Below are 24,957 nucleotides of genomic sequence, written 5' to 3' on the forward strand. Positions count from 1 at the left end.
TTGTTCGTATCTAGATATTTTGAAAATTCCATGCCCTCAACCAAAACCCTTCGAAATTGATCGACCGGATCGTCCGCCCGTCATCGTAATCTTGAGGACCCTGGCTCGTAGGGTTCATGAAGATTATTGGCACGCACCGATTGGCCGATGCCAGCATCGTGCTCGATGCGCTGGTCACCATCGATGAAAACTCCTCGATGATCGGAGTGAGCCGAAAGTATCGACTCCACATGAGCATCTCGGATCTTCTAGATCACAACACCACTGGACTTATATCTATGACTGGCGAACCCGGCGTGCAGTCGCACCGACACGCGGTTAGAGATCCTCAGTCCAGGTGCACGAACAAGCAATATCGTCTTAACGAGTTCCACGAAGGAATACGTAAGTACAGCATCTTCCACGGACACGTCGTCTCCTTCAAAACGGGCGACTGCACAGAGTCAAACCTTGGAGTCGCTTTCCATCAACGCGAAACCAAGTCACCCATTGAGCTGGTTCTCCCCGATGGCATTCGATCTCGCGCTGAAGAAATGGCATCGAGGTACTCGGCCCTGACTCAGCCGTGAAAATACCCGAATTAGACAGGGTGTTATCTGGTCCGCGCGCTACTGCTACCAAATCGTTCTGCTAAACAGGCTTACTTCTAACTACCCAGTCCCTCATGAAGTTTCTGGGACCGGTTCACTAAGCAATAATCGTCAGCATGGCGCAGTACGATCCGCACCTTGAAACTGCTCACGATATCTGTCAGCTCATGCGGCCGCCCGCTGCTCCAATCAACTAGTTCTTTGAAACCTTGCCCATGGCCCCTGCAATTGGGCGGATAAACATGGGGCTGGTTAGGAACCATGCCGCCGCGATAGCGACCACCGAGATTCCGAAAACCACCAATCCCCAGAAATCAGTGACGTCTCTAGACGTGAACATGTGGTTGAGGTTTCGGCGCACCCCGGTAAAGAACACCAGGAAGACGTGAACAAGTGTGAATGCGACAAAGTAGACCATTACCGGAATGTGCACCGCACGAGCCAACTCGATGGGGTAAAGCTTGGAGAGTTTCTCGTTCTTGGCAGGCCACCAGGTGGACATTCGTGCACCTGAAATAATTGCCAGCGGCGCTGCAACGAACACCGTGATGAAGTAGGCCATCACCTGCAATGCGTTGTAGTGGATCCAACCGTTTTCTTCGGGCCAATCCAAGGAAAGATACTGGAGGCCGGCAGACACCATGTTCGGAAAGACATCCCAACTAGTTGGGACAATGCGCATCCAGAAACCGGTGATGAACAGCGCTGCAACAAACAGCACCCCGTTGACCACCCACGCCACGTCCAGCACCTGATGCAGCCATTGAGTGATCGAGATTTTCTTCGGTGGCTGGTTCCCCGGGGAGAAGAAGGAACGTTGCTTGGCCGTCCAATACCCAGGGGGCTTATTCTGCAGGCGCACTTGCAATCCTGAACGCACGATCAGCACCATGAAGAACATGTTCAGGAAGTGCTGCAACCCGAGCCATGCAGGAATGCCCTCAGGTGTAGAAATCGGCTGGCTGGCATGTCCTGAGTATGTTGTGATGAATTCTTGGACCAAGGAGGTAGAACGCAGCCACTGCGCCGCAAGGACTGCGATGACAGCGATTGCCAGCACCCCGGCAATCTGCAGACTGCGCTTGGCATATTTGGACGGTGTTTTATTGGCAGTTCGAGAATTCAGGTTCGCGTCGCCAATTGAAGTTTTTGCGGAACCTGCGGAATTTTCCGATGCCAAGCTCTTCGTCGAGCGCGGAGCGGCCCCGCGCTGGTCAGCACCAATAGTAGTGGAGGCAAGTTGGGCGTTGTTGTCCGACGCGGGCTGCGGCGCTTCGACCGCAGCAGGTGCGCCAGCGGCAAGGTTGCCAGCTGCTGCAGGGATCTGCTGGTTGAACGACGTGCTCGCCGGTTCGCTTGCCGACCTGGATTCTTGCAGTGCGGCAACTACCGGCACCGTCGATGCGCCAGGCATGCGCCTGCCCCGGATAAGGGTCGATTCTGGCTTCGGGCTGGGAACTTCGAGGGGCTGATCATGAGGAACTGCGTCTTCAAGTTCCGTGCGAGCTGGTGGCTGGGCAAATTCAACGGCAGTACTATTCGCTGAGGCGTCCGTGAATGTTCCGTGCGTTGCAGCGGACGAAACAAGCAACGGCGCATTTGACGCGCCCGCCATCCGGCGGCGATTGACGCTTGCCGCAGTAGCTGCGGAAGCCTCGGCGCTCGCTTGCTGGCCGGCTACGAGATCCTCTGGGGCGAGGATTCTGGAGGGCTCCGACTGCGGCTGCGGCTGGACTTCGATGGCATGGCTCATCGCTGATTCTCCACCATTGCTGATGAGGTCCGAGGCCAGCGGAGGGATTCCTGCCATGCGCCGTTTCTGGCGTACCGGGTTTCCGATCTCATTCACGCGTTTTGCTCCATTACTATTCGCATTCACAGCCAAATCGTACAAATCCCCAGCGTGGGCATTTGCTCAGTTTTTGCTAGTTCCTGCGTGCATTGATTTCGTCTACGATGCGGGGAACCACAGAGAACAAGTCTCCGACGATGCCGAAGTCGGCGATCTCAAAAATCGGTGCATCCTCATTCTTGTCGATAGCCACGATGGTCTTGGCCGTCTGCATGCCGGCACGGTGCTGAATGGCTCCCGAAATGCCCAAGGCAATGTACAGGTCAGGTGATACTGCCACACCGGTCTGTCCCACCTGATAGCTCTGCGGAACATAGCCGGCATCCACTGCCGCACGCGACGCGCCCACGGCCCCGCCGAAGACATCCGCCAGCTGTTCCACGAGCTGGAAGTTCTCCTTGGAGGCAACTCCTCGGCCGCCGGATACCACCACCGGGGCGATGTTCAAGGCCGGGCGTCCTGCATCATGGTTAATCTCGTTCGAGCTGACCACTTGCGCTCCAGCGTGGGGTGAGTCCGGGACCGAAACGATCTCCACGCTTGGCACAAGCGGCGCGGCCCGATGGGAAATGCTTCCCGAGCGCAGGGTCGCAATCATAGTGCCGCCCTCGACCGTTGATTCCGTGACGAAGTCTCCGCCGAAGACCGAATGCTTGGCGATGATCTCCCCCTCTTCCAACGCCACATCGATCGCGTCGGCTGATACCGACGCGCCAAGGCGCGCGGCCAGTCGTCCGGCGATCGCGCGACCGCTCACGGAACCATCCAGGAATACGCCAAGTGGCGCATGCTGGGCTACGCATTGTTCAAGCAATGCCACTTCGTCGGTGGCGAACCGGTGGGCTCGCTCAGCGGACAGGGTTCCGACGATGATCTGTGCCGCTCCCAGCGCACCCAGTTTCTCGCCCACGATCCCGGCATTCGCTTCGCTGCTGAGTGCCACCACGATTGGCTCGCCCACGGCAGCTGCGGCACCGATCAAGGCGGCCACGCTGCCGAGCGGATTGCCGTCGGTGGCAGTCTCGGCCATTACAAGAATTTTCGACATTTTTTCCTCGGAGTTCAGAAGTTTTCAGATAGCTGGACGCTGCCTTAGAGCAGGTGCTTGGATTCCAAGAAATCAACGAGCTTGCCGACTGATTCATCGTCATCGTTGAGTTTCGGACCGGTCTGCTTCGGAGGTGCCGCCAGCGCGGATACCATAACGGAGCGTTGCGGTGCATAGGCTGGACCGGCCTGGATGCCCAAATCCGCCAGCGAAACCTTCTCCAGGGTCTTCTTCTTGGACGCCATGATGCCCTTGAAAGTTGGAAAGCGGGCTTCCGCTACACGTTCGGTGACGGCAGCCACGGCTGGATAGCTGGCCGAGAGCTGCAGCTCATTGTGCTCAGTGCGCACCGATCCACTGACTTGGCCGTCGGCCACGGTGAAACTGGACATGTCGCTGAGCAGCGGTACTTCCAGCAGCTCGGCAACCATCGCAGGGACCATGCCGCCCTTGCCATCCGTGGACTGGTTTCCTGCGAGAACGATGTCGAATCCCTCTCGCTTGATGGCGGCCGCCAGAGTTTTGGCTGTCTGCAGCATGTCAGAGCCTTCCAAGGCTTCGTCTACGACCTGGATAGCGCGGTCAGCCCCCATCGACATCGCTTTGCGCAACGACTTTTCGGCTTCCTGGGCGCCCACGGAAAGCACCACGACCTCGGTGCTGCTGTCCGCGTCTTTGAGGCGCAACGCGCATTCCAGCGCACGTTCGGTGATTTCATCCGGGATCGCTTCGGTCGCGGCCCGATCCAAAATACCGGTTTCAAGGTTGAGCCAACGTGTCTCACCGGTATCCGGAACTTGCTTGACTAGGACAATGAGCTTCATGGTCATTCCTTACCTGCTGGCCGGCAAGCTGCCGGACCGGTCAATTCTTCGTATCTTCAGCGATCTTTGAGGCCAATTCCGGCGCACCAGAAGTTGGTCATCATTTCGATCAGCTCCGCCGTAGGCTTTCTCTTTTTCCAGCCAATTTCAACCTGCGCAATATTGGTCATCATCGCAAGGATCAAGGTGGCTGACTCGCGCGCGTTGACCTCCTCTGGGACAGCCCCGGCTGCCTGCTGACGGCGGATTCCCCGCGCGATGCGGTCAACGAACAAGTCCCTTATCACCAAGCGGATAGTCCGGAAGTCCTCGTCGTAGTGCGCTACCTGTTCGATCACCATGGAAAGATCCTGCGTATTGGTGTAGTTATTCACGAAACGCTCGATGGTTTCGGTAACTCGTGCGCGATAGTCCGACTTGTCCACGTTGGTGACATTCGTTTGCGAAAGCCGCCCGCGCACGTGCTCTTCGACGACCGCGGCGAAGACTGCCTTCTTGCTGCGGAAGTGCGAGTAGAACGTGGCGCGGGAGATCCCGGCCTCAAGCAGGACATCCTCAACGGAGCTATCGATATAGCCCAGCCGCACGAACACGCTGCGGGAAGCTTCCACGATCTGCGCTCGGGTGTTGATGCCACGCTTGTAGATAGGCGCCGCTTTTGACTTGACGTCGGTCCAACGGCTCAGCGCGTCCAGGAACAGCGCTACTTCAGCCTGTTTCAGCTCACTCTTAGTGCCGCTGTCCGCTTCTACGGGTGCTTCGGTCTGCATGGTCTTCATCCTTCAAGCTGAAGTCAATTTAGCTAAATTGTGCCAGTTCTTCTTTGCATATAGCATCTAAAGCCCCAATGTAACCGCGCGCAGGGCCTCGGCGTCGCGTTCGCTCATGCCCAAGAGCCGGCCCAGCACCTCAGATTGGTCTTGGCCAACTTTGGGAGCGGCGCTCAATTCAGCCCCGGGCTGCAGTGTGGACATCTTCAGCGGATTGCCCACTACCGGTACACGGCCGTTTTCCGGGTGGTCGATGAATCGGATCATTTCGCGCTCGATCAGGTGCGGATCTTGGTCAACTTCCCGCAAGGTCTTGACCGGAGAGAAGGGAACTCCGGCATTGCCCAGCAGATCAGAGATCTCCGCGCGGGTCAGCTGGCTGGTAGCCCCAGTCACCAGCGCATCGATTTCGTCCATATGCTCTGCCCGGCTCACCGGATCGGCAAAACGCGGATCCTCGATGGCCTCGGCAAAGCCCAGTGCCTTCGCCAAGCGGGTCCAGTGACTATCTGAGGCGCAGATAATCGCCAGCCAGCCATCGGCTGCACGGTAGACATTGTATGGAGCAATGGCCATCCCGGAGTGCTGGTTGCCGGTGCGCTCCGGCAGCTGTGCTTCGGGCTGGTTGTACAGGGCGCTGAGCGCTGAGGTGAGCATGGGGTAGATGGTGTCATGCATGGATACCTCGACGATTTGCCCCTTGCCGGTAGCCGTTCTGTCGAAGAGTGCCGCCATCGCGCCGCCGAAGAGATGGATGCCGCCGGAAAAATCGGTGAAGGCCGGCCCCGTCTTGACCGGCGGTCCGTCTGCGAAGCCGGTGGTCCCGATCGCACCGGACATTGCCTGGACAGTCAGATCCATGGCTGGCATCTTCGAGTAGGGTCCGCTGCTCCCGTAGCCTTTGCCCGAAGCAATCACGATGCGGGGGTTGCGTTCCAGCAGCGATTCAAGTCCCAGGCCAAGACGTTCAAGGGTATTCGGCGCATAGTTCTCAATGAGCACATCGGCCCGGTCGATCAGCCTCAGGAAGGTTTCCTTGCCGTCATCGCTCTTCAGGTCCAGGGCAATGCTCTTCTTATTGGAGTTGAGCATGATGAATTCCTGAGGATCAGCGTCGCCGCGGGCACGAGTGCGCAGGCGTTCGCCGCCCAGCGGCTCCACCTTGATGACTTCCGCACCCAAATGGGCGAACAGCAAACCGCAGTACGGTCCGTTGTAGATATGTCCGAGTTCAAGGACGACGAGATTGGAGAATGATTTCAGCACGGGTTCTACCTTTACTGGGGCGTTTAGTGGGAGCGAAACTGCAGTTCCTGGCTCGCTGCATCCGCGGCGAGCTTGAGCCGTTCTACAGTGGCCACGACGTCAGCACCGCTGGTCAGGCCATCGGATCCCCAGACTGTCATCGAAAACAGGCAAGCGCCGTCTTTATCGAAGACCGGGGCGGTCGCCGAATGGAATTCGTAGTCGCCTTCGGCGGTGACATCCGAGGCGTTGAAAGTCTCCGCAGCATCGTTGACGACCGCCAGGAGGCGCTGCCGCGCCTCGGGATCCCGTCCGCTGTAGGCAACCCGTGCCGAAAGCTCGATGCCGCTGCCTCGTTCGTGCCCGATCCCTGCCGCATAGCCTCGTTCGCGTACCTTGGCCAGACATGCTTCGAAGTGCGTTTGCAAGGCATGATCGGCATCCGGATGAACCTGCGCGAGCCACTGGGCCTCGGCCTCAGGCCCGCCGAACGCCGCGAAGACCCCGCCAATCGGCGGCATGAATGGCACGTGGATGCCCACGCGGCTGGAGCGGCCTTGGCGAGTGGAAGAGCCTGCTGATCCTACGTTGATCAGTTCGGTCTCCACCCGGGTCATGACGCTCACTTCTGCCACCAACTCAGTTGCGAGGCGTTCCATATGCGGCCGGATCAGGTCCAACTGGCCCAATAACTTGACCGAGATATCGGTGTTGACGGCCATGGATCCCGGAGCGAAAGAGCCGTAGCCGCCACGGAAGAAGAGCAACGGCAAGTTGGAACTGAGCGTGAACAGATCCAGCACCTTGCCCATCACCCAGTCGTGGTCCCCCGCGTCAGACACCGAATGCATCTCGCAGTCGATGAAGGCAACCGAGTCGGTCAGGATCGGGCTGCCGTTCTTGGACAGCTCCCATTCGAAGCCTTCCAGCTTATTGGTCTTGCGCGAAGCCACCGCCCGGCACAGGTCCTCCTGGTCGCTGGCCAGCACGTTGATGCCGAATTTTGTGCCCGTGCGGTTCTGCAATGCAGCCCATGAGGACGAAGTCTTCGTTGGCAGGAAGCCCACCAGGGCTGGTTCCAAGGACACAGAAACGAAGGAACCCACGGTCATCGCCAAGGGCTGACCTGCGTCGTCCATTCCGGTGACGATGACAACCCCGGTGGGGAAAGCCCCCAGCACCCGGCGGAATTCATAGGCATCGATCTTTGTCATGGCTAGTTCTCCTGATTTCATTGTGCGCTCCCGAGGATTCGACGTGGATTGGCAAACATCATCTGATCAATATCCGAATCCGAAACACCCAGGTTCCGCAAATCGGGGACGACGTTGTCCATGATTTCTCTGGCTCGCCACTTCGGCAGCAATTCGGCACGAGCCTCATCCGGGAAGTTCATGGAGTAGGCCGACGAGTCGGTGGCGATGGCGATCTGCGGGGCATAGCCCTGCGTGCATAGTTCTTTCACTGCCTGAAGCCGCTTTTCATAGGGCAGCCTGGAGTCAAGCCCGAAGCGGTCCATGCCCAGCACGGACCCGCGGTCCGCGATCTGCTTCAAATAGTCCAGATCTTCGCTGTCTCCGCAGTGGCCGATGACCACGCCGCGCAGATCAACTCCGCGCGAGGCCAGGTAGTCCTGCTGGTCCAGGCCGTTGCGCTGGCCCGGGTGCGAATGGGTGAAAATCGGTGCGCCGGTTTCCAGATGGGCGTCGGCCACCGCCTGCATGATGTTCAAGACGCCGTCGGAGAATCCGTAGTGGTCCGTGGCGAATTTCAGCACCCCGGCCTTGACTCCGGTGCCATCGATGCCATCACGGATATCGCGGATGAAGAGCTCGGTCAGCCGGTCGCTTCCGCCGAGCATCCGGCCAGGTCCATTAAGCGTGGCGAAGGTCGGCGCATCGTGGAAGGTGTACCAGCCGGTGGCCGCGATGATGTTCATCTGCGTGCGGTCAGCCACCCGCTTGACCAAGGGGATATTCCGGCCGTTGCCCATCACGGTCAAGTCGACAATGGTGTCGATGCCGCTGGCCTTGACCCCATTCAAATACTCCACCGCGCGGTCAACCAGGTCATCTGCTGGAAACTGGCCCGGGTAGTTCAGGACCAGCTCGGCGTTCAGCACGAATACGTGTTCGTGCATCAGCGTCGCACCTAGTTGTTCGGCAGCTAGCTCCCCATTGAATGTGGGAATCATCGTCTTGGTCCTCTCTGCAAGTCAAGATAGTCGGTGGGAGCCCAGAGGCCGGATATGGATGGTCCGGCCTCTGGGAAGACGTCGGTGAATCGGCAACGAATCACCACTCAGACTGCTGGCTATTGCGGTCGCTGCGGAAGAATGATCTCTTCGTAGACACGCTCGGCAAACGGCTCAAAATACTCCAGGTCTTCGGGATCCACCGAGCCCTCGTACCATTGGGTGAAGTCGGTGACTCCACCTTTTTCTACGTATCCCAATTCCTTGGCTATGCCGGTCCACTTCTCGATCGACGAGGCCACCGCTGCGTTCACGGCCTTGCCGTCCAAGTTCTTGGAATTCTCCACCTGCGCCAAGAGTTCCTTATTGGATTCGGCGATCGCGGCCTCGCTTTCGGAATCAAGGTAGTCTAGCTTGCCACCCTGTTTCTCTGCGGTCTCTGTTGCGATCTTCAAGCTGGCTATGGCGTTGAAATCCTCGCCGGCCACGTAGCCCTCCATGCGGTCGAACATCAGCTGCTGCACCAGCAGCGGGAGTCCGTCCCAGGAGGAGCCAGCAACCAAGGCGCCTGCACCCGGTGCGAAGCTGGCATCTTTCGGAATGCTGATGAATGGGGCAACTTCGAGCCAGCCCACGGAGACAGCGGTGGCGGTTGACTGCAGCGAGCAGTTCAGCACACCGCGTTCCAGCGCTTCGTAGGTTTCGGCGAGCTCCACGGAAGTCAAGACACCGCCCAGCGCCTTGGCCTGGATTTCGTGGGCAGCTGCATTGCCGCGGATTTGGGAGCCTGCCCAATCAGCGGGTGCTTGCTGATCTTCCCGGCAGATCACCGAAGTGTTGCCGTTGGGATTGGCCGGGTGCAAGACGTGCATGCCGCGGTCCTCGTAGTTGGTCATGACCTCGGGAGTATTGAAGCCTACCTCCATCATCACTGCATGCGAGACGAATTCACCGACCACTGGGCTGCTGGGAAGCTGGACCAGCGAAGTGGACATGTCCACAAAGGCAGCCATTTCCTGCGGTTCATAGGTGGTGTAGTAGTGCGCAACGTCCAATCGGCCATCCTGCAGCGCACCGGGAACCTCAGTTGGCTTCGCAATTGCTCCTGCGGCATGGGACTCTATGGTTACCTTGCCACCGGACCATTCCTCCACGGACTCAGCCCATTTAAGATCTCGTTGCGCCGAGAAAGATTTGGGGTTGGTGCTGGAGTACTGGAAGTCCAAGGTGATCGGCTCAATATCTTCAAAGGCAGCGATGTACTGCTCCTTCGTCGCGCCCGGGTCGATACCTGCGCCCCCGGCACTACCTGCATTGCCGCCGGAGGAGTTCAGACCGCCAGCGCACGAGGTCAGCCCCAGCGCTGCCACGGCGAGCATGGACAGCGCGCCGGCAAAATATTTGCGTGAAAACATTGTTTTTCCCTAATCCGATCGTTGAGTTCTAGGACTGGCTGAAGTGCTTGATTGCTCCCTTGAGGCCCTTGTCCTTCATCAGGGACTTCACCTCGCCGATCGAGTCGGCTGTATGCGAAATGGCATCCCACTCAGCGCCTGCGCGCAGGGATTCCACGAAGCCCTGGCGGTCGTAGACCTTGTTCAAGGCCTGCTTCTTCAGATAGAGCAGGTCCAATGGGGTCTTGGCCACGCGAGAAGCCATCGTTTGAGCGCTTTCCAGCGCGGTTCCCTCGGGCACAGCCTTATTGGCCCAGCCCAGCTCCGCGGCTTCGATGCCGCTCATTGAGTTGCCAGCGATAAAGGACAATTCTTTGGCCTTGCGCATGCCGATATGCCACAGCGATACCGGCGACAGCAGCCCGCCGCCCAACGGAATCGATGGCCATCCGATGTTGGCGGTCTCGGAAACAATAACCAGGTCGCTGCAGGAAACCAGCATGGTCGCTCCGCCCAGGCAATGGCCTTCGATGGCGGCGATCAGCGGCTTGGGGAAACGGTAGACGCGTTCCCACAGGTCGATCTTCTCCTGGAGGTTGCGCCAGTCTTCATAGGCAGTCTTGGAAGAATATCCGGAGACCACGTCGTACCCGGCGCTGAAGTTCTTCCCGCTGCCACGCAGGATCACGACCGAGATTTCGTCGTCATCGGCCAATTCGGACAGTGCGGACATGAGCCCCTCGAGCAACGCATTGTTGAAGGCGTTGATCTTCTCGGGACGGTTCAGGGAGAGGGTCGCGATCTTCTTCTCAACATCGCGTTCAACCAGCACGACCTGGGTATCGGAAATTACTTCAGTCATCAGTATTACTCTCCTTGGAATTCGTAGCTGGATTTGGCGTTGAAGGCCGCGACCGAGTTCTTGTGGTCCCCGGTGGTCGAGGTGACCGCCGAGGCGAAGGACTCGTATTCCCAGGCCTGGGCCAAATTCATGGTGTGCGAGGCCTGCACGACCTTGCGGGTAGCGAAATAAGCGGCTGTGGGGCCGGCCGCCAAATTCTTGGCGAACGCCGCCACCTCTTCGCGGAAGTTGCCGTTCTCGATAACCTTCGAAGCGATTCCCATCTCCGCGGCCCGTTCGCCGCTGATCACTTCGCCGGTCATCGCGTAGTGCAGGGTTCTGCGGTTGCCGATCTGCTGGGACAGCAGGAACGGCACCGCGCTATCGGGTGCAAGCCCGCGCTTGATGAATCCGAACTGGAACTTGGCAGTATCCGAGGCCAGGATGATGTCCGTGGCCAGCGCCAGTCCGAAGCCCGCGCCCACCGCGTGCCCTTCGACCGCCGCGATGGTTGGCTTCTTCAGGTTGCGGATCAGCTCCACCAGCTCGCGCCCCAGCGAAATGCGTGCGGCTCCGTTGCTCGGGGTGTTCTTGCCCATGCGCTTGACATCTCCACCGGCGCAGAAGTTCTCCCCTGCTCCGGTGATCACGATGGCGCGCACTTCCTGGTCATCGTTGGCTTCCAGCAGCGCGTCGCGCAGGTCCGCACGCAGATCAGGACTCAGCGCATTGCGCGCTTCTGCGCGATCGAGCACCACCGTGCGGACACCTTGGTCGGTGCTGACGGAAACCAGACTGGTTCGCACTTCACTCACAGCTTGGTATCTCCTGCCAATAGCCGCTTGGCTACCGTGCGGCGCTGGATTTCGCTGGTTCCGTCCGGAATGCGCAAGGTGCGGGCAAAACGGTAGGCGCCTTCCAAGCCAAGTTCGTTGGTCAACCCCAATCCACCATGGATCTGCATGACCTCGTCAACGACTCGGCCGAGCATCTCGGTGCAGGAGAACTTGATGATGGAGGTTTCCTTGATTGCGGGGAGCCCTGCGTCAAGCAAAGCGGCGGTGCGCTGCACGGCCGACTTGCACAGGTAGATGTCGCGGGCGATCTCCGCCAGCTTGGACTGGATCATCTGGTGCTGGCCAATGGTCTTGCCGAAGGTCTTGCGGGTCTTGGAATATTCCAAGGCCTGGTCCAGCGCCCACTGCGCGACACCGATGCAGGTGGCGGACATGGTCACGCGTCCGCGGCTGATGCCGCCCATGGCCAGGTTCAGCCCCTTGCCTTCCTCGCCTATGATCTGTGCCGGGGTGACCTTCAAATCGGTGAAGGAAAGGATCGTTGCGTTCGAACCGCGCTTGCCCATGATCGGGATGCCGGCGTCCACCGAGAACCCTTCGGAGTCGGTGTCAACGAAGAAGCAGGTGATCCCGCCGCTGCGGTTGGCCACAGCCACCGGGTCGGTGATCGCGAAGACGAAGGCGTGCTTTGCGTGGGCCGCGTTGGAGATCCACTGCTTCTGGCCGTTGATCACCCAGCCGCCGTCCACCGCGGTGGCGCGGGTCTTCAGGTTATAGACGTCGGATCCGGCATCTGGCTCGGACAACGCGAAGCACAGGGTCGCGGTTCCCGCACGGATCGCGTCGATGCGCTCTGCCAGGATTTCCTCGTTCAGCTGCAGCAGCAATGGGCTCAGGCCATTGGTGAACGGCGAGGGGATCACCGATTCGTGGATCAGCGAACGCTCGGGTCCGTAGCGGTGGTGCAGGGCCTCCTGGATTTCCACGATGGCCGCGGCGGGCAGCTCAGCACCACCGAGTGACTCGGCGCTGTAGAGCGTGTAGAAGCCGGCTTCGGCAGACAGCTCGCGAACCTGCTGGCTGATCTGCTTGTATTTCTCGGTCATCAAGCCGCGCGAGTCGAAGATGTTGACTTCGTCTTTGAGGAATTCGGCGTGCTCCTGCTCGATGGGCACAACGGCCTTTTCGATGAACTCGATGAGCGCATCAATGATTTCTTTGTACTCGCTCGGACCCACTCGCGGGTCTGCAGTCATGGTCGTCATCATGCCGTCCTTAGGCCCGTGCGGTTTCAACGCTTGAATCGCGGGAGGTCAGCTGCGGGCGGACCTCTGTAGCGAACTTGGTCATCGAGCGCAGAACCTGCTCCTGTGGCTGGCTGCCGGCGTCGAACCAGCCGACGAGGCCGCCGATGCCGGTGGCTTTCTTGTAGTCTTCCAGCTGCTGCGCAACATCGTCCGAAGAGCCAAGCAGGATGGCGCCCTTGTCCACGTAATCCTGGAAGCTCAGCTCGGTCAGGCCCAGTCCGACCTTGGCGCGGTTGCTGAGGATGCTCAGGTACCACATCAGGCCTTCTTCGTATTCCTTGGCGGCGGTGGCGCGGTCATCTGAAACGTGGATGGCCTTGAGCTGCGAGGAGCGGGCAATGTTTGCGTCGATGGCGTCGTAGCTAAAGCCGGCTGAACGGGCTTCTTCACGGTAAACACTCACCAGATGGGCCATGTGATCCCAGGTCGGCATCTGCCCCAGCACGAAAGCGAAGCCTTCGCGGGCAGCGTAGCGCAGCGACTCTTCGGTCTGCGAAACCATGATGTACACCGGTGGATGCGGTTCCTGGATCGGACGCGGCATCAAATTGATCTCTTCGGTCTGGTTGCCTCGGCCAGGGACCTGGAAATGCTTGCCCTGGTAGTTGATCTTTCCGGTTTTCCAGCCCTGCATGATGATTTCGAAAGACTCCTGGTAACGCTCATCGCGTTCTTCCGGGTCGATGTCGTAGGCCTGGAATTCCAGCAGGTCATAGGCCTTGCCGATGCCGAAGTTCAGGCGGCCGTCGCTGATGACGTCCAGCAGCGAGAAGTCCTCTGCGGTCTTCAGCGGGTGGTTCATCGGCAAACGGGTCACGCCCGAGCCCAGGCGGATATTCTTCGTTGTGCCTGCAACGGTTGCGAGCATCATCTGCGCGGATGAGATGATTCCGTAGCGGCGGGCGTTGTGCTCAGCGACCCAAGCTTCTTCAAAGCCCAGCTTGTCGGCGAGGTTGATCTGTTCGATGCCCTTGTGGACCGCTTCGCGTTCGTTGCTCCACTCGGGAACATTAGTCAGGCAGAAAATACCGAAGTGCAGATTGTCCTGGCTCATCGTGGCCTCCATAACCGGTGCCCATCAACTGTGATGGGGATCATTTGTTTTGCGGAATATGTTCATTGAATCACAATACATACAAGTTCGTCTAGAATTTAGCTCTAGATGTCTTGAACTAACTCCCACTGAGTCACGTCGGCAAGCAAATGTTATATAAAGATACAAGTCAGCTATCACTTATCGGACCATTCGACGCCTGCGTGGGTTCGTAACACACTCGGAGAACCGCCGGGCACACCCTAGGAATCCCAGCTCGAAGGGCTACGTTTCCCCGAAGGCGGCATACCGCCAAACCGGCCCAATCATCAACCACCAGCAATCCAGGAGAGACCATGGAAACGAACCGCACATCAACAACCGCAGGACGCCTCGCAGAAAAAGTCATCCTGATTTCCGGGGCGGCCAGCGGAATGGGCGCGGAGCACGCCCGATTCATCTGCCAAGAAGGAGGCCGCGTCATGATCGGAGACATTGCCCATGAGGCAGGACGCGCCTTGGCAGCAGAGCTCAACGAAGCCCACGGCGCAATAGTCGCCCACTACGCCGAACTGAATGTCACAGTCTTCAACGACTGGCTGCAGGCCGTCGAAGACGCCAGAAGCCATTTCGGCGCATTGCATGGCCTGGTCAACAACGCCGGGATTGGCTCCAAGGGGTCCGTGGAAGAAGCAACCCTCGAAGACTGGAAGCGCACCATCGACATCAACCTCACGGGCAACTTCTACGGCATGAAAGCCGCAGTGCCCGCGCTCAAAGAGCATGATTCCAGTTCGATCGTGAACGTTTCCTCGATTGCAGGGCTCACCGGCTTCAAGAATCGAGCTTCGTATTCCGCCTCCAAATGGGGCGTGCAGGGATTGACGAAAACTTCGGCGCTGGATTTGGGCGACGCAGGCATCCGAGTGAACTCGATCCACCCCGGATCCGTGAATACTCCCATGACGGCTGGCCTCAAACGCGGCTTCGGGCAAATTCCTGCCGGCCGCGCAGCCGAGGCAAACGAGGTGAGCCCTCTGGTCGTCTACCTGCTCAGCGATGAGTCGCGCTTCGTCAGCGGCGCCAGCATTTCCATTGACGGCGGGGAAACTGCAGGCAACAACCTGCGCGCCTTCAACTGAAAATGAGCAATGGAATTTGATTTGCGTCACATTCAAAAAAGGGGTGACACGGATCCCGGTTCGCATGTATCGTGGTTCAAGTCACAATAACGAACATACATGTCTATATTCGTATTACGCGATCATTGACATGGCCGAGTCCCGAAAGATTGCTATGCCTGCACAACGCGCGGTGGTAATCACCGGTGGGCTGAGCGGCCTGGGCGCCGCATCAGCCAAGCTCTTCGCCGAAAACGGATGGGCAGTACACGTCTTCGACATCAAGCCCAACGCTGAAGATCCGAGCCCGTGCATCACCTTCCACCAGGTCGATGTCGGCAATGATGACGAAGTCCGCCGTTCCTTCGACGCGGTTGCAGCCGACGGTGTTGAACTGCGCTGCATTGTCCATTGCGCAGGCATCACCGCCTTCGGGCCGCAGAACCCAGGGCAACTGGTTGACCTGGAATCCAGAACTCCTTTGGATAATTTTGAAACGATTGAGAATGTGCTTCGCACCAACTTGCTGGGCACGTTTTCGGTCGTTCGTCACGGCGCGGCGTTGATGTCGCGCAACGCAGACCCGCACGAGAACGGTGCAATCGTACTTACTTCGTCGGGTGCCGCACTGGACGGCAAAGCAGGGCAATCGGCTTATTCGGCATCAAAAGCAGGGATCGCAGGGATGACACTTCCGCTAGCCCGCGAATTGTCCGGCCTCTCCATTCGAGTGGCAACAATTGCTCCCGGACTTTTCGACACGCCAATTCTGGCGGATACCCCTCAGCTGGAACGGCACGTTCCGTTCCCTCCACGCGTGGGGGATCCGCACGAATTTGCGCAATTGGCTATGCAGATCTATCAAAACAAGTACCTCAACGCGGAAGTGATTCGCCTGGATGGCGGCATTCGCGGCGGCTTCGCATCACCGACGCCATTTATCCGCTGATACCAGGACCCCCCACCACACGCTACTGACTGCTCTCAATGGAGAGACAAAAAGAAGTGGAGCATCCCATGCTTAAACTCATCAAGATCCTTGAACGGATTATTTCAGGCCTCGCCGGGCTCGCCCTGTTGACCATGATGTTCCTGAGCCTGGCTAACGCGCTGGGCCGCACGTGGTTCCAGACACCGATCTATGGGGCGAACGAAGTTGCGGCCAATTGGCTCCTCCCTGCCTTGGTGCTGTTGGCCATCCCCGGCGCACAGGTATGGAAGGAACATATCAACGTTGCCCTGATCGTCGAGAACCTGAGCAACCGAACTTTGGCCTGGATCCGGCTCTTCGGCTGCCTGGCAGGCGCCGTGATATCAGCCCTTCTGGCTTGGTATGGCTTTGAAGAAGCCTTGGCAAAAACCGCGGTCCAGGCGACCGGCGGAATCACCTCGATCCCGATATGGCCAGCGTATTACTTTGTCCCGCTGGGCTTCTCGCTCACCGCTTTCGTTCTGGCAATCGATGCATGGCTCGGGTTCAAGAGGCCGGAGCATGACCTCAACACCGGCACCGGCAAACCGACCGCTGACCTCGCAGCCTGATTCTGAGTAGGTACCCACAATGATTGAGACACCTTTGATCGCCCCTTCCAATTCCGGATCGAGCCCGCAAGCAGCACCAGCCGGGAGCAAGCCGAAAGGGACTCCACTTCGCTTTTGGATTCTCATAGCGGTCAACATCGCCTGCGCCGTCGGGCTGTTCACCAGCGCCACAGCGTCCGCTGCTGGACTATGGACCATTGCACTCATGGTTGCGCTAATGCTTGCCGGCATCGCCGTTGGCTTTGCGTTATCTATTGCCAGCATCCTTGGCCTGATCTATGTCAGTGGCACAAGCGCCGCAATCAGCGTTCTATCAACCGCGCCCTACACCGCTTCCAGCGGTTGGTCCATGTCCGTTCTGCCGATGTTCATCTGGATGGGACTGCTATTGACCCAATCCGGTTTGACCCAGCGCCTATACCAGGCGACCCACCAATGGTTCGGCTGGTTGCCAGGAGGTCTTGCCATTGGAACTACCGCGGCGGGTGCAGGCTTGGCCTCGGTCAGCGGCTCATCGATTGGCATGACCTACGCTCTGGGCCGCGCTGGCATCCCGGAAATGCTCAAGGTCGGCTACGATCGCCGAGTGGCAGTCGGAGCCGTGCTCACTGGCGGCTTAAGCGGGCAGCTCATCCCCCCGAGCATCATGATGGTGGTATATGCCGGAATCGTATCCGTACCAGTCGGCCCACAGCTCCTGGCCGGAGTGGTTCCCGGTATCGGGCTAGCCGTAATGTTCGCACTTATCTACTTCTCCATGGCCCTTATTTTCCCGCAGATGTTCGGGCGCGGAAAGAACCAGCAAGCAGCAGCTGCGCTCAGTGTCACTTGGACTGAACGTCTAAAGTCTCTGGGTGGGCTTTGGGGATTGCCACTGATCATGGTGGTGCTTTTCGGCGGCTTGTTCACCGGCTACTTCACTCCCACTGAAGCCGGTGCAGCAGCGGCATTCGCCTCATTGCTGATCACGCTGTTTTACACCCGCAAGAATCAACCCCTGCGCCAGATTGCCGCATCGCTGACCGGTGCCGCCAAAGCAACTGCATCGATCTTCTTGCTGCTGATCGGGGCCGAAATGCTTACTCGGGTGCTGGCCGTAACCGGCATTGCGGGGGACATCACCGACTACATCGCGGAACTAGGATTGTCACGATTCTGGTTCCTCATGGCCCTGGTCGTGCTCTACATTTTCATGGGAATGTTCTTCGATACCATGTCCATGATGCTGTTGACCATCCCATTGCTGCTGCCTGTTTTGGAAACGTACGACATCGGGTTAATGTGGTTCGGCGTCTTCATCATCATCCTGGGCGAAGTCGGCATGATCACTCCCCCTGTAGGAGTCTTGGCCTACATTTGCTACAACCTCTTGAAACGCCGAGAAGTCAACCAGGGAGTCAAGGTATCCCTGACCGACGTATTCACTTCGATTCTGTGGTTCCTGCCATTTGCAATCGTCTTCATCATCATCATGATTTTCTGGCCGGAACTAGCAACTTGGCTCCCGTCAATATCGTCGGCATCATAAATATCCGCTGCTAGTTATTGCAGTAATTGGTCACCAAGGGATCTCATTTTCCTCAGAATTATCATTCTGGAGAAAATGGGGTCCCTTGGTGTTATGAGTTCATTTTCTAAATTCCAGATGGCTTCCATCCATGACCATAAGCCCTTGGGCTAGGCGTCAGATATACCCCGAAACCCTCGGGTCATATTGCCGAAAGTGATGCAAATCATGCCGTTTTATGGTTTACTTTAAATGCAAATACATACATGAATGTTCACTCGTGGGCTTGAAGAAATTGTTCAAAGCAAACGAGTTTTGCATTCGAAGATAAACCGCATGGAATACGTGACGCGAGTCGATCCAACGTCCATTCCATTTCCAAATAAGTGCTCATCGCAGCCACTTTCCTCGGAGCCATATACCACTCCGAGAAATGCCTGGCTTTCAACGCATATTCCATAGGATTTTGCGTTCTTTGACCTGTCTCAGGAAATGAAAGAAATGGCCAATTCGCAAACCATTAAAAGCGCACGTGAACGTTTTGAAGCAACCCACGGGTTCTGGAATTCAGATTTAGGCAATCTCCTGGAACTCGATCCGAGGTATTTCGAATCCTACGACCGGCTTCTACAGGTAACCAACACTCGTGGTTTCCTCACACCGGTTCAACGCGAGCTGATCTGCATATCAGTCAATGCTCAGGTCACCTACCTGAATTCCACGGCAACTGAGCACCACATCCGCCAAGCTATTCATGCTGGCGCTTCAACTGCCCAAATTGCCGAAACGATCCAACTCGCTGCCTCATTGGGAACGCATTCGATGCTAGTTGGGATGCCCGTTGCCCACGAAGTTTTCCAAGAGCTTGGCGTTGCCGCAACAGTGAGCGAGGATCCAGCTGATGGCTACTGCCGAGAACTGAAAGCCAAGTTCATCCGCAACCGAAAATACTGGTCCGAAAGCTGGGACACCGTCTTGGCCTACTCGCCAGAATACTTTGAGGCATACCTGGAGCTCTCAAGCATCCCCTGGGAGCGAGGACCCCTGGATGAGTTCATGAAGGAACTGATCTATATCGCAATAGACGTTGCCACCACGCACCTTTTTGTCCCCGGCATCCGTACCCATGTCAAGAAAGCCATAGAATACGGCGCCAGTCCAGACCAAGTCGTAGACGTGATGACGCTAGCGAGCAATATCGGCATCCATACAACCCTGCTGGGGGCTTCCACACTCGCGGAAGAAATGGGGAGATAGCAGAAATCACTACTCACAGCATGGGAAACCTTCTCCGATACAACGTCCTAAGGATCAAATTATGAAAAGCAAGAATCTGATGAATTTCGCATCACTGGCAGCAGTCGCCTCGTTGGCTCTCACCGGTTGCACCATGGCCGGCAACAGCTCGGCTGAATCCGGTCCCTCCACCAGCAGTACGGGGGTTGACTATGGATCCAGTAAAGCGGACTTCCAAGCAGCTCTAGCCGACATGGAAGAAGTAAATCTCAAGTTCCAAGTCTCCTCAACTTCTGCGACCTCCATTTCCGGACAACGCGACCAAGCCTTCGCTGATGCCATTGAAGAATGGTCCGGAGGAAAGATCAAGGTCGAGGTCATCTACGCCAACGCGGTCGTGGCACCGGATGGCATATCCGATGCGCTGGCTGATGGGCGGTTGGACCTTGCGCATTGGCTTACTTCCTACCATAAGGACGAAATGCCAGCCTTCGTTGCTCTTCAAGATGCATTGGTAGCGGCGCCGTCCAGCCCCCTGCAGGGAGAGATTGTCACGCATTTCGCGGCGCAAGAGGTTGCATTCAATACTCCGGAAATCATGGCCGAATTCGAAGAACAAAGCATGACGGTCCTGAACCCGCTCAATACTTTCGGCTCCACCGCCATGGCTTGCACCGACGAGAAAAAATCCTTGAGCGACTTCGCTGGAACCCAGATTAGGGTCAACGCGGCCGCACAGGTCATACAGTCCGAAGCCATGGGCGCTTCCACAGTCTCCTTGCAGCTGGCCGAGACCTATGAAGGACTTCAGCGAAACGTCATCCAATGCACCTACGGATCAATGACCACCATGGTGAGCAATGGCTGGCTCGAACAGGCCAGCAACGTCTACGTGCCGGAAGAGGGCACATTTGGCATCGGCTCCGGCAGCATCGTTGCAGGTTCCAGCTGGTCAAAACTGCCATTGGCTGCGCAGCAACTGATCTTCGACCAGATGAGCGTCTACAACGTCGGAGAGCTCGGACAGACCTACGCCGCCCAAGCAGAAGGCATCGAGGTGGCAAGCAAAGTCGGATCGGGAATGCACTACCTGTCTCCGGAAATCAGTGCGGAACTAGCGGTAGGCAATGAAAAGATCCTTGAGGAGGTGGGCAAGTCCACCCAGCTCGACGGAGCTAAGCTCGTCGACAATGTGCGCACCACCTCGGAAAAATGGACCGACATTGCCAACGAGCTTGGGTACAAGGACGAAGGAGAAATCCTCGACTTCTCCGATTGGTATAAAGGCAACGGCGAAGTCATGGACCCTGAATACCTGAAACCAGTTGTGGATCGCTTCTTCGAAGAGGTGCTGCTTGAGCGTCGCCCAGCCTAAACCAGTCTAGACTCGGGAATTCCCTAAAGCACAAGCGCATTCAGGGCCGTTGGCCGCCACCCCGTCCGGGTTGGCGGCCAACGGCCCTGACGTCTGTGTTAATCACTAGAGGCACTTGGCGTGGATCTTCGGTCTAGCAATCACCCTCGGCTTTCAGGATCTGCACTTCTGAATTCCGCAGGACCCATCTCTACCGATTCTCTATGTGCACTGCTGGTTCTTGGGAAAACAAAAACCCGGCGGCCGACTCACAAGGTTTCGTGAGTCGGCCGCCGGGTTCCGCGGATCCGTTAGCTGCGGCGGATCAATTTCAGGTTCGCGAACTCGTCGATGCCGTAGGTGCCCAGTTCACGTCCGACACCTGAGCGCTTGACGCCACCGAAGGGCAGTTCCGGGGCGCTCTTGGACACCGCATTGATATAGACCATCCCGGTGTCCAGATCCTCGGCGATGCGTTCAGCCCGGTCCTCGTCGGCAGTGAAGATTGCACTGGAGAGCCCGTACTGCGAGTCATTGGCAAGATCCACGGCTTCCTCAAGGGAACCCACCCGGAAAACCATCGCCACCGGTCCGAAGAGCTCTTGGTAGTACACCCGGTTCTCAGCGGAGATGCCGGACAGCACGGTCGGCGGATAGTAGGCCCCCGGGCGGTCAAGGCGGCTTCCACCAGTGAGGACTTGAGCTCCGTCGGCTACTGCTTGCTTGACCTGGCCGTCGAGTTCCACCAGTGCAGCTTCCGAGGACAGCGGTCCCATGGTCGTCGCATCATCGAGCGGATCGCCGACCACGACGGATTCCATGCCCTGGACGAAGAGTTCAATGAACTCCTCGTAGACGCTGTCCTCGATGATGAAGCGCTTGGCGCCGGTGCATTGCTGCCCCGAGTTATTGCAGCGCCCGATGACGGCTGCCGCTGCGGCTTTCTTGATATCCGCATCGGCGAGCACGATGAATGGATCTGATCCACCGAGTTCCAGTACTACCGGCTTGATGTGCTTGCCTGCCAATGCGCCGATTCGCTCGCCGGCTCCGTCTGAGCCGGTCAGCGATACGCCCTTGATCCGGGGATCCGCGACCAGCTGCTCAATCTGAGCATGGCTTGCGAAGATGTTGGAATACGCGCCTTCAGGCACGCCGGCGGCGTTCATCAGCTCGTCGATGTTCTGTGCTGATCGCGCGCAAATCGATGCGTGCTTGAGCAGGATCGTGTTGCCCAGCAGCAAGTTCGGCGCAACGAATCGGGCCACTTGGTAGTGCGGGAAATTCCACGGCATGATGCCCAGCAGCACCCCAATGGGGTTCTTGCGAACCTTTGCCTTCCCGGTTGCATGGGCGGGGATTTCCTTGGGTTCCAGCATGGCCGGCCCGTGCTCGGCATAATACTCATAGATCGAGGCAACCAGCGCGATCTCCCCGAGGGCGGCCTTGATCGGCTTGCCCATTTCCAGGGCAACGTCCTTGGCCAGCGCGTCGGCGCGCTCGCGGTACTCCCGGGCGATGCTGCGCAGCAGCTCGGAGCGGGCCTGGATCGCTTCCTTTTTCCAAAGTCCTTGCGCGGCATCGGCTCGCACCAAGGATTGCTCGAGCAGTTCATCGGTGAGCTGCTCGAATTCGGCGAACACTTCACCGGTTGATGGATTGACTGCTGAAATATTGGCCACGTTGTGGTCCCTTCAATAGTTGGTCTGGATTTCGGCGCTTCAGCGGACAGCCGACGCGGCCTTGGCCCGGCTGTTGCGAGTGAAGGCAGACAGGCCAGTGATGTCTCGTCCGACAATCAGCGCCTGCATTGAATCGGTGCCCTCGTAGGTGGAGACAACTTCCATGTCAGTCAGGTGGCGCGCCACGTGATTATCCAGCAATAGGCCGTTTCCTGCCAGCATGTCCCGTGCCTCGCGGCACATCGCCAAGGCCTTACGGGAGGTGGTCATCTTGATCATCGAAGCCATGGAAGCTGTCAGCTTGTCGCGTTCCTGCAATTCGGCCATGCGGGTGCACATCAGCTGCATGCTGGTCAGGTCAGAGAGCATCGTGGCGAGTTTTTCCTGGACCAGCTGGTATCCACCGATAGGACCGCCGAATTGCTCGCGTTCCAGGGAATACCGGGCAGCGATCTCAAATGCCGCCATGCCGTGTCCCACTGCCTCCCAAGAGGCACCGCCGCGGGTGGCCTTGAGCACCCGGTTGACTCCTGCAAAGGACTCGCAATTGGCCAAACGGTTTTCACTGGGAATCCGCATGTTCTCTATGGTGATGTCCGCTTGCAGGATGGCGCGCTTGCCGATCTTGCCTGCGATGGGAGTTGGATTGTAGCCCTGCGGGTACTGCCCTTGCCCATCGCGTTCCACGATGAAGGCCTTGACCTGTCCATCTGCCACGTCCCGCGCATAGAGCACGATCACGTCTGCTTCATGGCCGTTGCCAATCCAGCGCTTATGGCCATTGATGACCCAGGTATCCCCTTCCAAGCGTGCAGAGGTCTCAAGGGAGACCGAATCGGAACCGTGGGTCGGCTCGGTCAGCGCAAACGCGCCGGTCTTCTGAAGACTGGCCATCGCCGGGAGCCAGCGGTTGCGCTGCTCCTCATTGCCGAGCATGTAAATGGATCCCATGCCCAAGTTGGAGTGCACACCGAGGAAGGTATTGACCGAACCGTCAATGCGACCCATTTCCCGTGCCACGATTCCCGCAGCCTGCCGGGAAAGCCCAGGGCATCCATAGCCTTGGATGAACGTGCCGATGATCCCCAGTCCGGCCAGGCCCGGAACCACTTCGCGCGGAAATTCAGCGCGTTCCCAATAGCCGTTGATGATCGGCTCGATCTGGTTCACGCCGAAGGCACGCACGCGATCGCGCAATTTCCGATCCGCATCCGTCAGGTCCAGGTCCAGCATCAGGTAATCCGGGTGGTCTATTACAGAAGTCATTGCGTTCTTTCGATTCTTTGTTTCTTGGGCTGCGTCTAGACCGCGAGCTTGTCGTCAGCGGTGCGCTGGGGGTTGCTGCTGATCCATTCCAGAACGGATTCCCTATCCCCATCCAAGGCGGGAGGAGCTTTGTCATAGCGGATTTCGCTGCGGCTGAACGTGGCCGGGTGCTTGATGGTCGGCACGGCATCCATACCGTCGCCTGCCTGCACGATCGGGTCAAGACCGAGGCGCTGCGCGAATTGCAGGCCCTCGGCAACGTTCAGGATCGGCGAGCAGGCAATGCCCTTTTTCTGGAGCTCTTCGAACCACTCATCGGCGGTGCGCGCGGCCAGTGCTTGCTCCAGGATCACACGCAACTCTTCGCGGTTGGCGTTGCGGTCCGCCATCGTGGCGAAGCGCGGATCGATGCCGACCTCGGTGATGCCCAGAGCTTCGGTGAATCGCTGGAATTGCACGTCATTGCCGCAACAGATCACAATCTCGCGGTCAGCTGCACGCAAGGGCCCGTAGGGGAACAAGCTCGGATGGTCATTGCCCATGCGGGTGGGGACGTTCCCGGCCCCGGCATAGCCCATGGTCTGATTAACCAGTCCGGAAACGGCTGAGGACAACAGGTTCACGCCGACATGCTGCCCGCGGCCGGTGAGATTGCGCTCTTGCAGGGCACCGAGGATGGCGACCGTTGCGTGCAAGCCCGTCATCACGTCGAAGACGGCCACTCCGGCGCGTTGCGGTGGACCGTCGGCATCACCGGTGAGCGTCATCATTCCCGAAACCGCTTGGGCCAGCAGGTCGTATCCGGGCATGGAGCTCCCGCCCTCGGTTCCGAATCCGGTGATCGATGCGTGGATCAGGTGCGGCCAGCGTTCAGCCACGGCTTCCTGGTCCAGCCCGAACTTGGCCAGTCCTCCGGGTTTGAAGTTTTCCACGAACACATCCGCCCGCTCGATAATGCTGTAGGCGGTTTCCAGGTCCTCCGCATTGGACATGTCCAGCATGATGGAGTTCTTGTTGCGGTTGATGGACAGGTAGTAGGTGCTCACGCCGTCGCGGTGCGGAGGAACCCAATTGCGCGTGTCATCACCTGCCGGCCCTTCCACTTTGATGACCGTAGCTCCCATGTCCGCCAGAAGCATCGTGCAGTATGGTCCGGCTAGTACGCGGGAGAAGTCTGCAATGACGATCCCCGATAGCGGGCCGGTGGTTGCGGAACCCGTTGAATTCCTCATATGCGCTCCTGGTCTGTTCAACATGCTCATAATGAATCGCGTGGCTTGTTTGCGCGATAGGTCTCAACATTCATCGAACCATTAGTATTCTTAATAGTCCAAGACCTAATATTGATTGAATT

The 24,957-nt window shown here is 58.1% G+C and carries 22 protein-coding genes; 7 read left to right on the forward strand and 15 right to left on the reverse strand.

Annotated elements, in window-relative coordinates; translation table 11 throughout:
• Positions 1-116: 116 nt before the first annotated feature.
• The gene (locus tag LG294_RS16505; protein WP_404287657.1) at positions 117-569 is read left to right on the forward strand and encodes a hypothetical protein; all 453 of its coding nucleotides are present in this window, start codon (positions 117-119) and stop codon (positions 567-569) included.
• A gap of 214 nt (positions 570-783) precedes the next feature.
• Here LG294_RS16505 and LG294_RS16510 read toward each other — a convergent pair whose 3' ends face one another.
• From LG294_RS16510 to LG294_RS16565, 12 genes are all read right to left on the reverse strand, one after another.
• Positions 784-2,439, reverse strand: a complete 1,656-nt coding sequence (locus LG294_RS16510) for a cytochrome b/b6 domain-containing protein (protein ID WP_404287659.1) — start codon at positions 2,437-2,439, stop codon at positions 784-786.
• A 76-nt stretch (positions 2,440-2,515) separates the two neighbouring features.
• Positions 2,516-3,472, reverse strand: coding sequence for an electron transfer flavoprotein subunit alpha/FixB family protein (locus LG294_RS16515; RefSeq protein ID WP_404287661.1), 957 nt, complete (start codon positions 3,470-3,472; stop codon positions 2,516-2,518).
• Positions 3,473-3,534: 62 nt separating this feature from the next.
• The gene (locus LG294_RS16520) at positions 3,535-4,314 is read right to left on the reverse strand and encodes an electron transfer flavoprotein subunit beta/FixA family protein (protein WP_404287663.1); all 780 of its coding nucleotides are present in this window, start codon (positions 4,312-4,314) and stop codon (positions 3,535-3,537) included.
• Positions 4,315-4,370: 56 nt separating this feature from the next.
• Positions 4,371-5,084, reverse strand: a complete 714-nt coding sequence (locus LG294_RS16525; RefSeq protein WP_404287665.1) for a TetR/AcrR family transcriptional regulator — start codon at positions 5,082-5,084, stop codon at positions 4,371-4,373.
• 66 nt (positions 5,085-5,150) lie between these two features.
• A complete protein-coding gene (locus LG294_RS16530; protein ID WP_404287667.1) occupies positions 5,151-6,350 on the reverse strand; it encodes a CaiB/BaiF CoA transferase family protein in 1,200 nt (399 codons plus the stop codon).
• A 23-nt stretch (positions 6,351-6,373) separates the two neighbouring features.
• The gene (locus tag LG294_RS16535) at positions 6,374-7,543 is read right to left on the reverse strand and encodes a flavin reductase (protein ID WP_404287669.1); all 1,170 of its coding nucleotides are present in this window, start codon (positions 7,541-7,543) and stop codon (positions 6,374-6,376) included.
• A 17-nt stretch (positions 7,544-7,560) separates the two neighbouring features.
• Positions 7,561-8,523: a phosphotriesterase gene (locus tag LG294_RS16540; protein WP_404287671.1), complete on the reverse strand. Its 963-nt coding sequence runs from the start codon at positions 8,521-8,523 to the stop codon at positions 7,561-7,563.
• A gap of 119 nt (positions 8,524-8,642) precedes the next feature.
• The gene (gene dctP / locus LG294_RS16545) at positions 8,643-9,938 is read right to left on the reverse strand and encodes a TRAP transporter substrate-binding protein DctP (protein ID WP_404287673.1); all 1,296 of its coding nucleotides are present in this window, start codon (positions 9,936-9,938) and stop codon (positions 8,643-8,645) included.
• Between the two features lie 28 nt (positions 9,939-9,966).
• Positions 9,967-10,779: an enoyl-CoA hydratase/isomerase family protein gene (locus LG294_RS16550; protein WP_404287675.1), complete on the reverse strand. Its 813-nt coding sequence runs from the start codon at positions 10,777-10,779 to the stop codon at positions 9,967-9,969.
• A gap of 5 nt (positions 10,780-10,784) precedes the next feature.
• Complete coding sequence (locus tag LG294_RS16555) at positions 10,785-11,573, reverse strand: enoyl-CoA hydratase/isomerase family protein (protein ID WP_404287677.1); 789 nt, start codon at positions 11,571-11,573, stop codon at positions 10,785-10,787.
• Positions 11,570-12,811, reverse strand: coding sequence for an acyl-CoA dehydrogenase family protein (locus LG294_RS16560; protein WP_404287679.1), 1,242 nt, complete (start codon positions 12,809-12,811; stop codon positions 11,570-11,572). The genes LG294_RS16555 and LG294_RS16560 overlap by 4 nt, the downstream gene beginning before the upstream one ends.
• Positions 12,812-12,830: 19 nt before the next feature.
• The gene (locus tag LG294_RS16565; RefSeq protein ID WP_404287680.1) at positions 12,831-13,916 is read right to left on the reverse strand and encodes an LLM class flavin-dependent oxidoreductase; all 1,086 of its coding nucleotides are present in this window, start codon (positions 13,914-13,916) and stop codon (positions 12,831-12,833) included.
• A gap of 335 nt (positions 13,917-14,251) precedes the next feature.
• Between LG294_RS16565 and LG294_RS16570 the strand changes: the two genes are divergently transcribed.
• From LG294_RS16570 to LG294_RS16595, 6 genes are all read left to right on the forward strand, one after another.
• Positions 14,252-15,037 carry an SDR family oxidoreductase gene (locus LG294_RS16570; RefSeq protein WP_404287682.1) on the forward strand — a complete coding sequence of 262 codons (786 nt, stop codon included), beginning with the start codon at positions 14,252-14,254 and terminating at the stop codon, positions 15,035-15,037.
• 154 nt (positions 15,038-15,191) lie between these two features.
• Positions 15,192-15,965 (forward strand): SDR family NAD(P)-dependent oxidoreductase, encoded by a 774-nt coding sequence (locus tag LG294_RS16575; protein WP_404287684.1) that lies wholly within the window; start codon positions 15,192-15,194, stop codon positions 15,963-15,965.
• Between the two features lie 68 nt (positions 15,966-16,033).
• Positions 16,034-16,558 (forward strand): TRAP transporter small permease, encoded by a 525-nt coding sequence (locus tag LG294_RS16580; protein ID WP_404287686.1) that lies wholly within the window; start codon positions 16,034-16,036, stop codon positions 16,556-16,558.
• Between the two features lie 19 nt (positions 16,559-16,577).
• Entirely contained in the window at positions 16,578-18,086 is a 1,509-nt protein-coding gene (locus tag LG294_RS16585; RefSeq protein ID WP_404287688.1) for a TRAP transporter large permease, read from the forward strand.
• Between the two features lie 480 nt (positions 18,087-18,566).
• The gene (locus LG294_RS16590) at positions 18,567-19,322 is read left to right on the forward strand and encodes a carboxymuconolactone decarboxylase family protein (protein WP_404287690.1); all 756 of its coding nucleotides are present in this window, start codon (positions 18,567-18,569) and stop codon (positions 19,320-19,322) included.
• 61 nt (positions 19,323-19,383) lie between these two features.
• Complete coding sequence (locus LG294_RS16595; protein ID WP_404287692.1) at positions 19,384-20,676, forward strand: hypothetical protein; 1,293 nt, start codon at positions 19,384-19,386, stop codon at positions 20,674-20,676.
• A gap of 290 nt (positions 20,677-20,966) precedes the next feature.
• On the opposite strand, the gene LG294_RS16600 is transcribed toward LG294_RS16595, so the two are convergent.
• From LG294_RS16600 to LG294_RS16610, 3 genes are read right to left on the reverse strand one after another with little or no spacing between them, the layout of a single operon-like run.
• Positions 20,967-22,337, reverse strand: a complete 1,371-nt coding sequence (locus LG294_RS16600; protein WP_404287694.1) for an NAD-dependent succinate-semialdehyde dehydrogenase — start codon at positions 22,335-22,337, stop codon at positions 20,967-20,969.
• Positions 22,338-22,376: 39 nt separating this feature from the next.
• A complete protein-coding gene (locus tag LG294_RS16605) occupies positions 22,377-23,603 on the reverse strand; it encodes an acyl-CoA dehydrogenase family protein (protein WP_404287696.1) in 1,227 nt (408 codons plus the stop codon).
• Positions 23,604-23,638: 35 nt separating this feature from the next.
• Positions 23,639-24,835, reverse strand: coding sequence for a CaiB/BaiF CoA transferase family protein (locus LG294_RS16610; RefSeq protein ID WP_404287698.1), 1,197 nt, complete (start codon positions 24,833-24,835; stop codon positions 23,639-23,641).
• Between the last annotated feature and the right edge of the window lie 122 nt (positions 24,836-24,957).

The organism is Glutamicibacter arilaitensis (genome assembly GCF_044793945.1).
Classification (GTDB): Bacteria; Actinomycetota; Actinomycetes; order Actinomycetales; family Micrococcaceae; genus Glutamicibacter; species Glutamicibacter arilaitensis_B.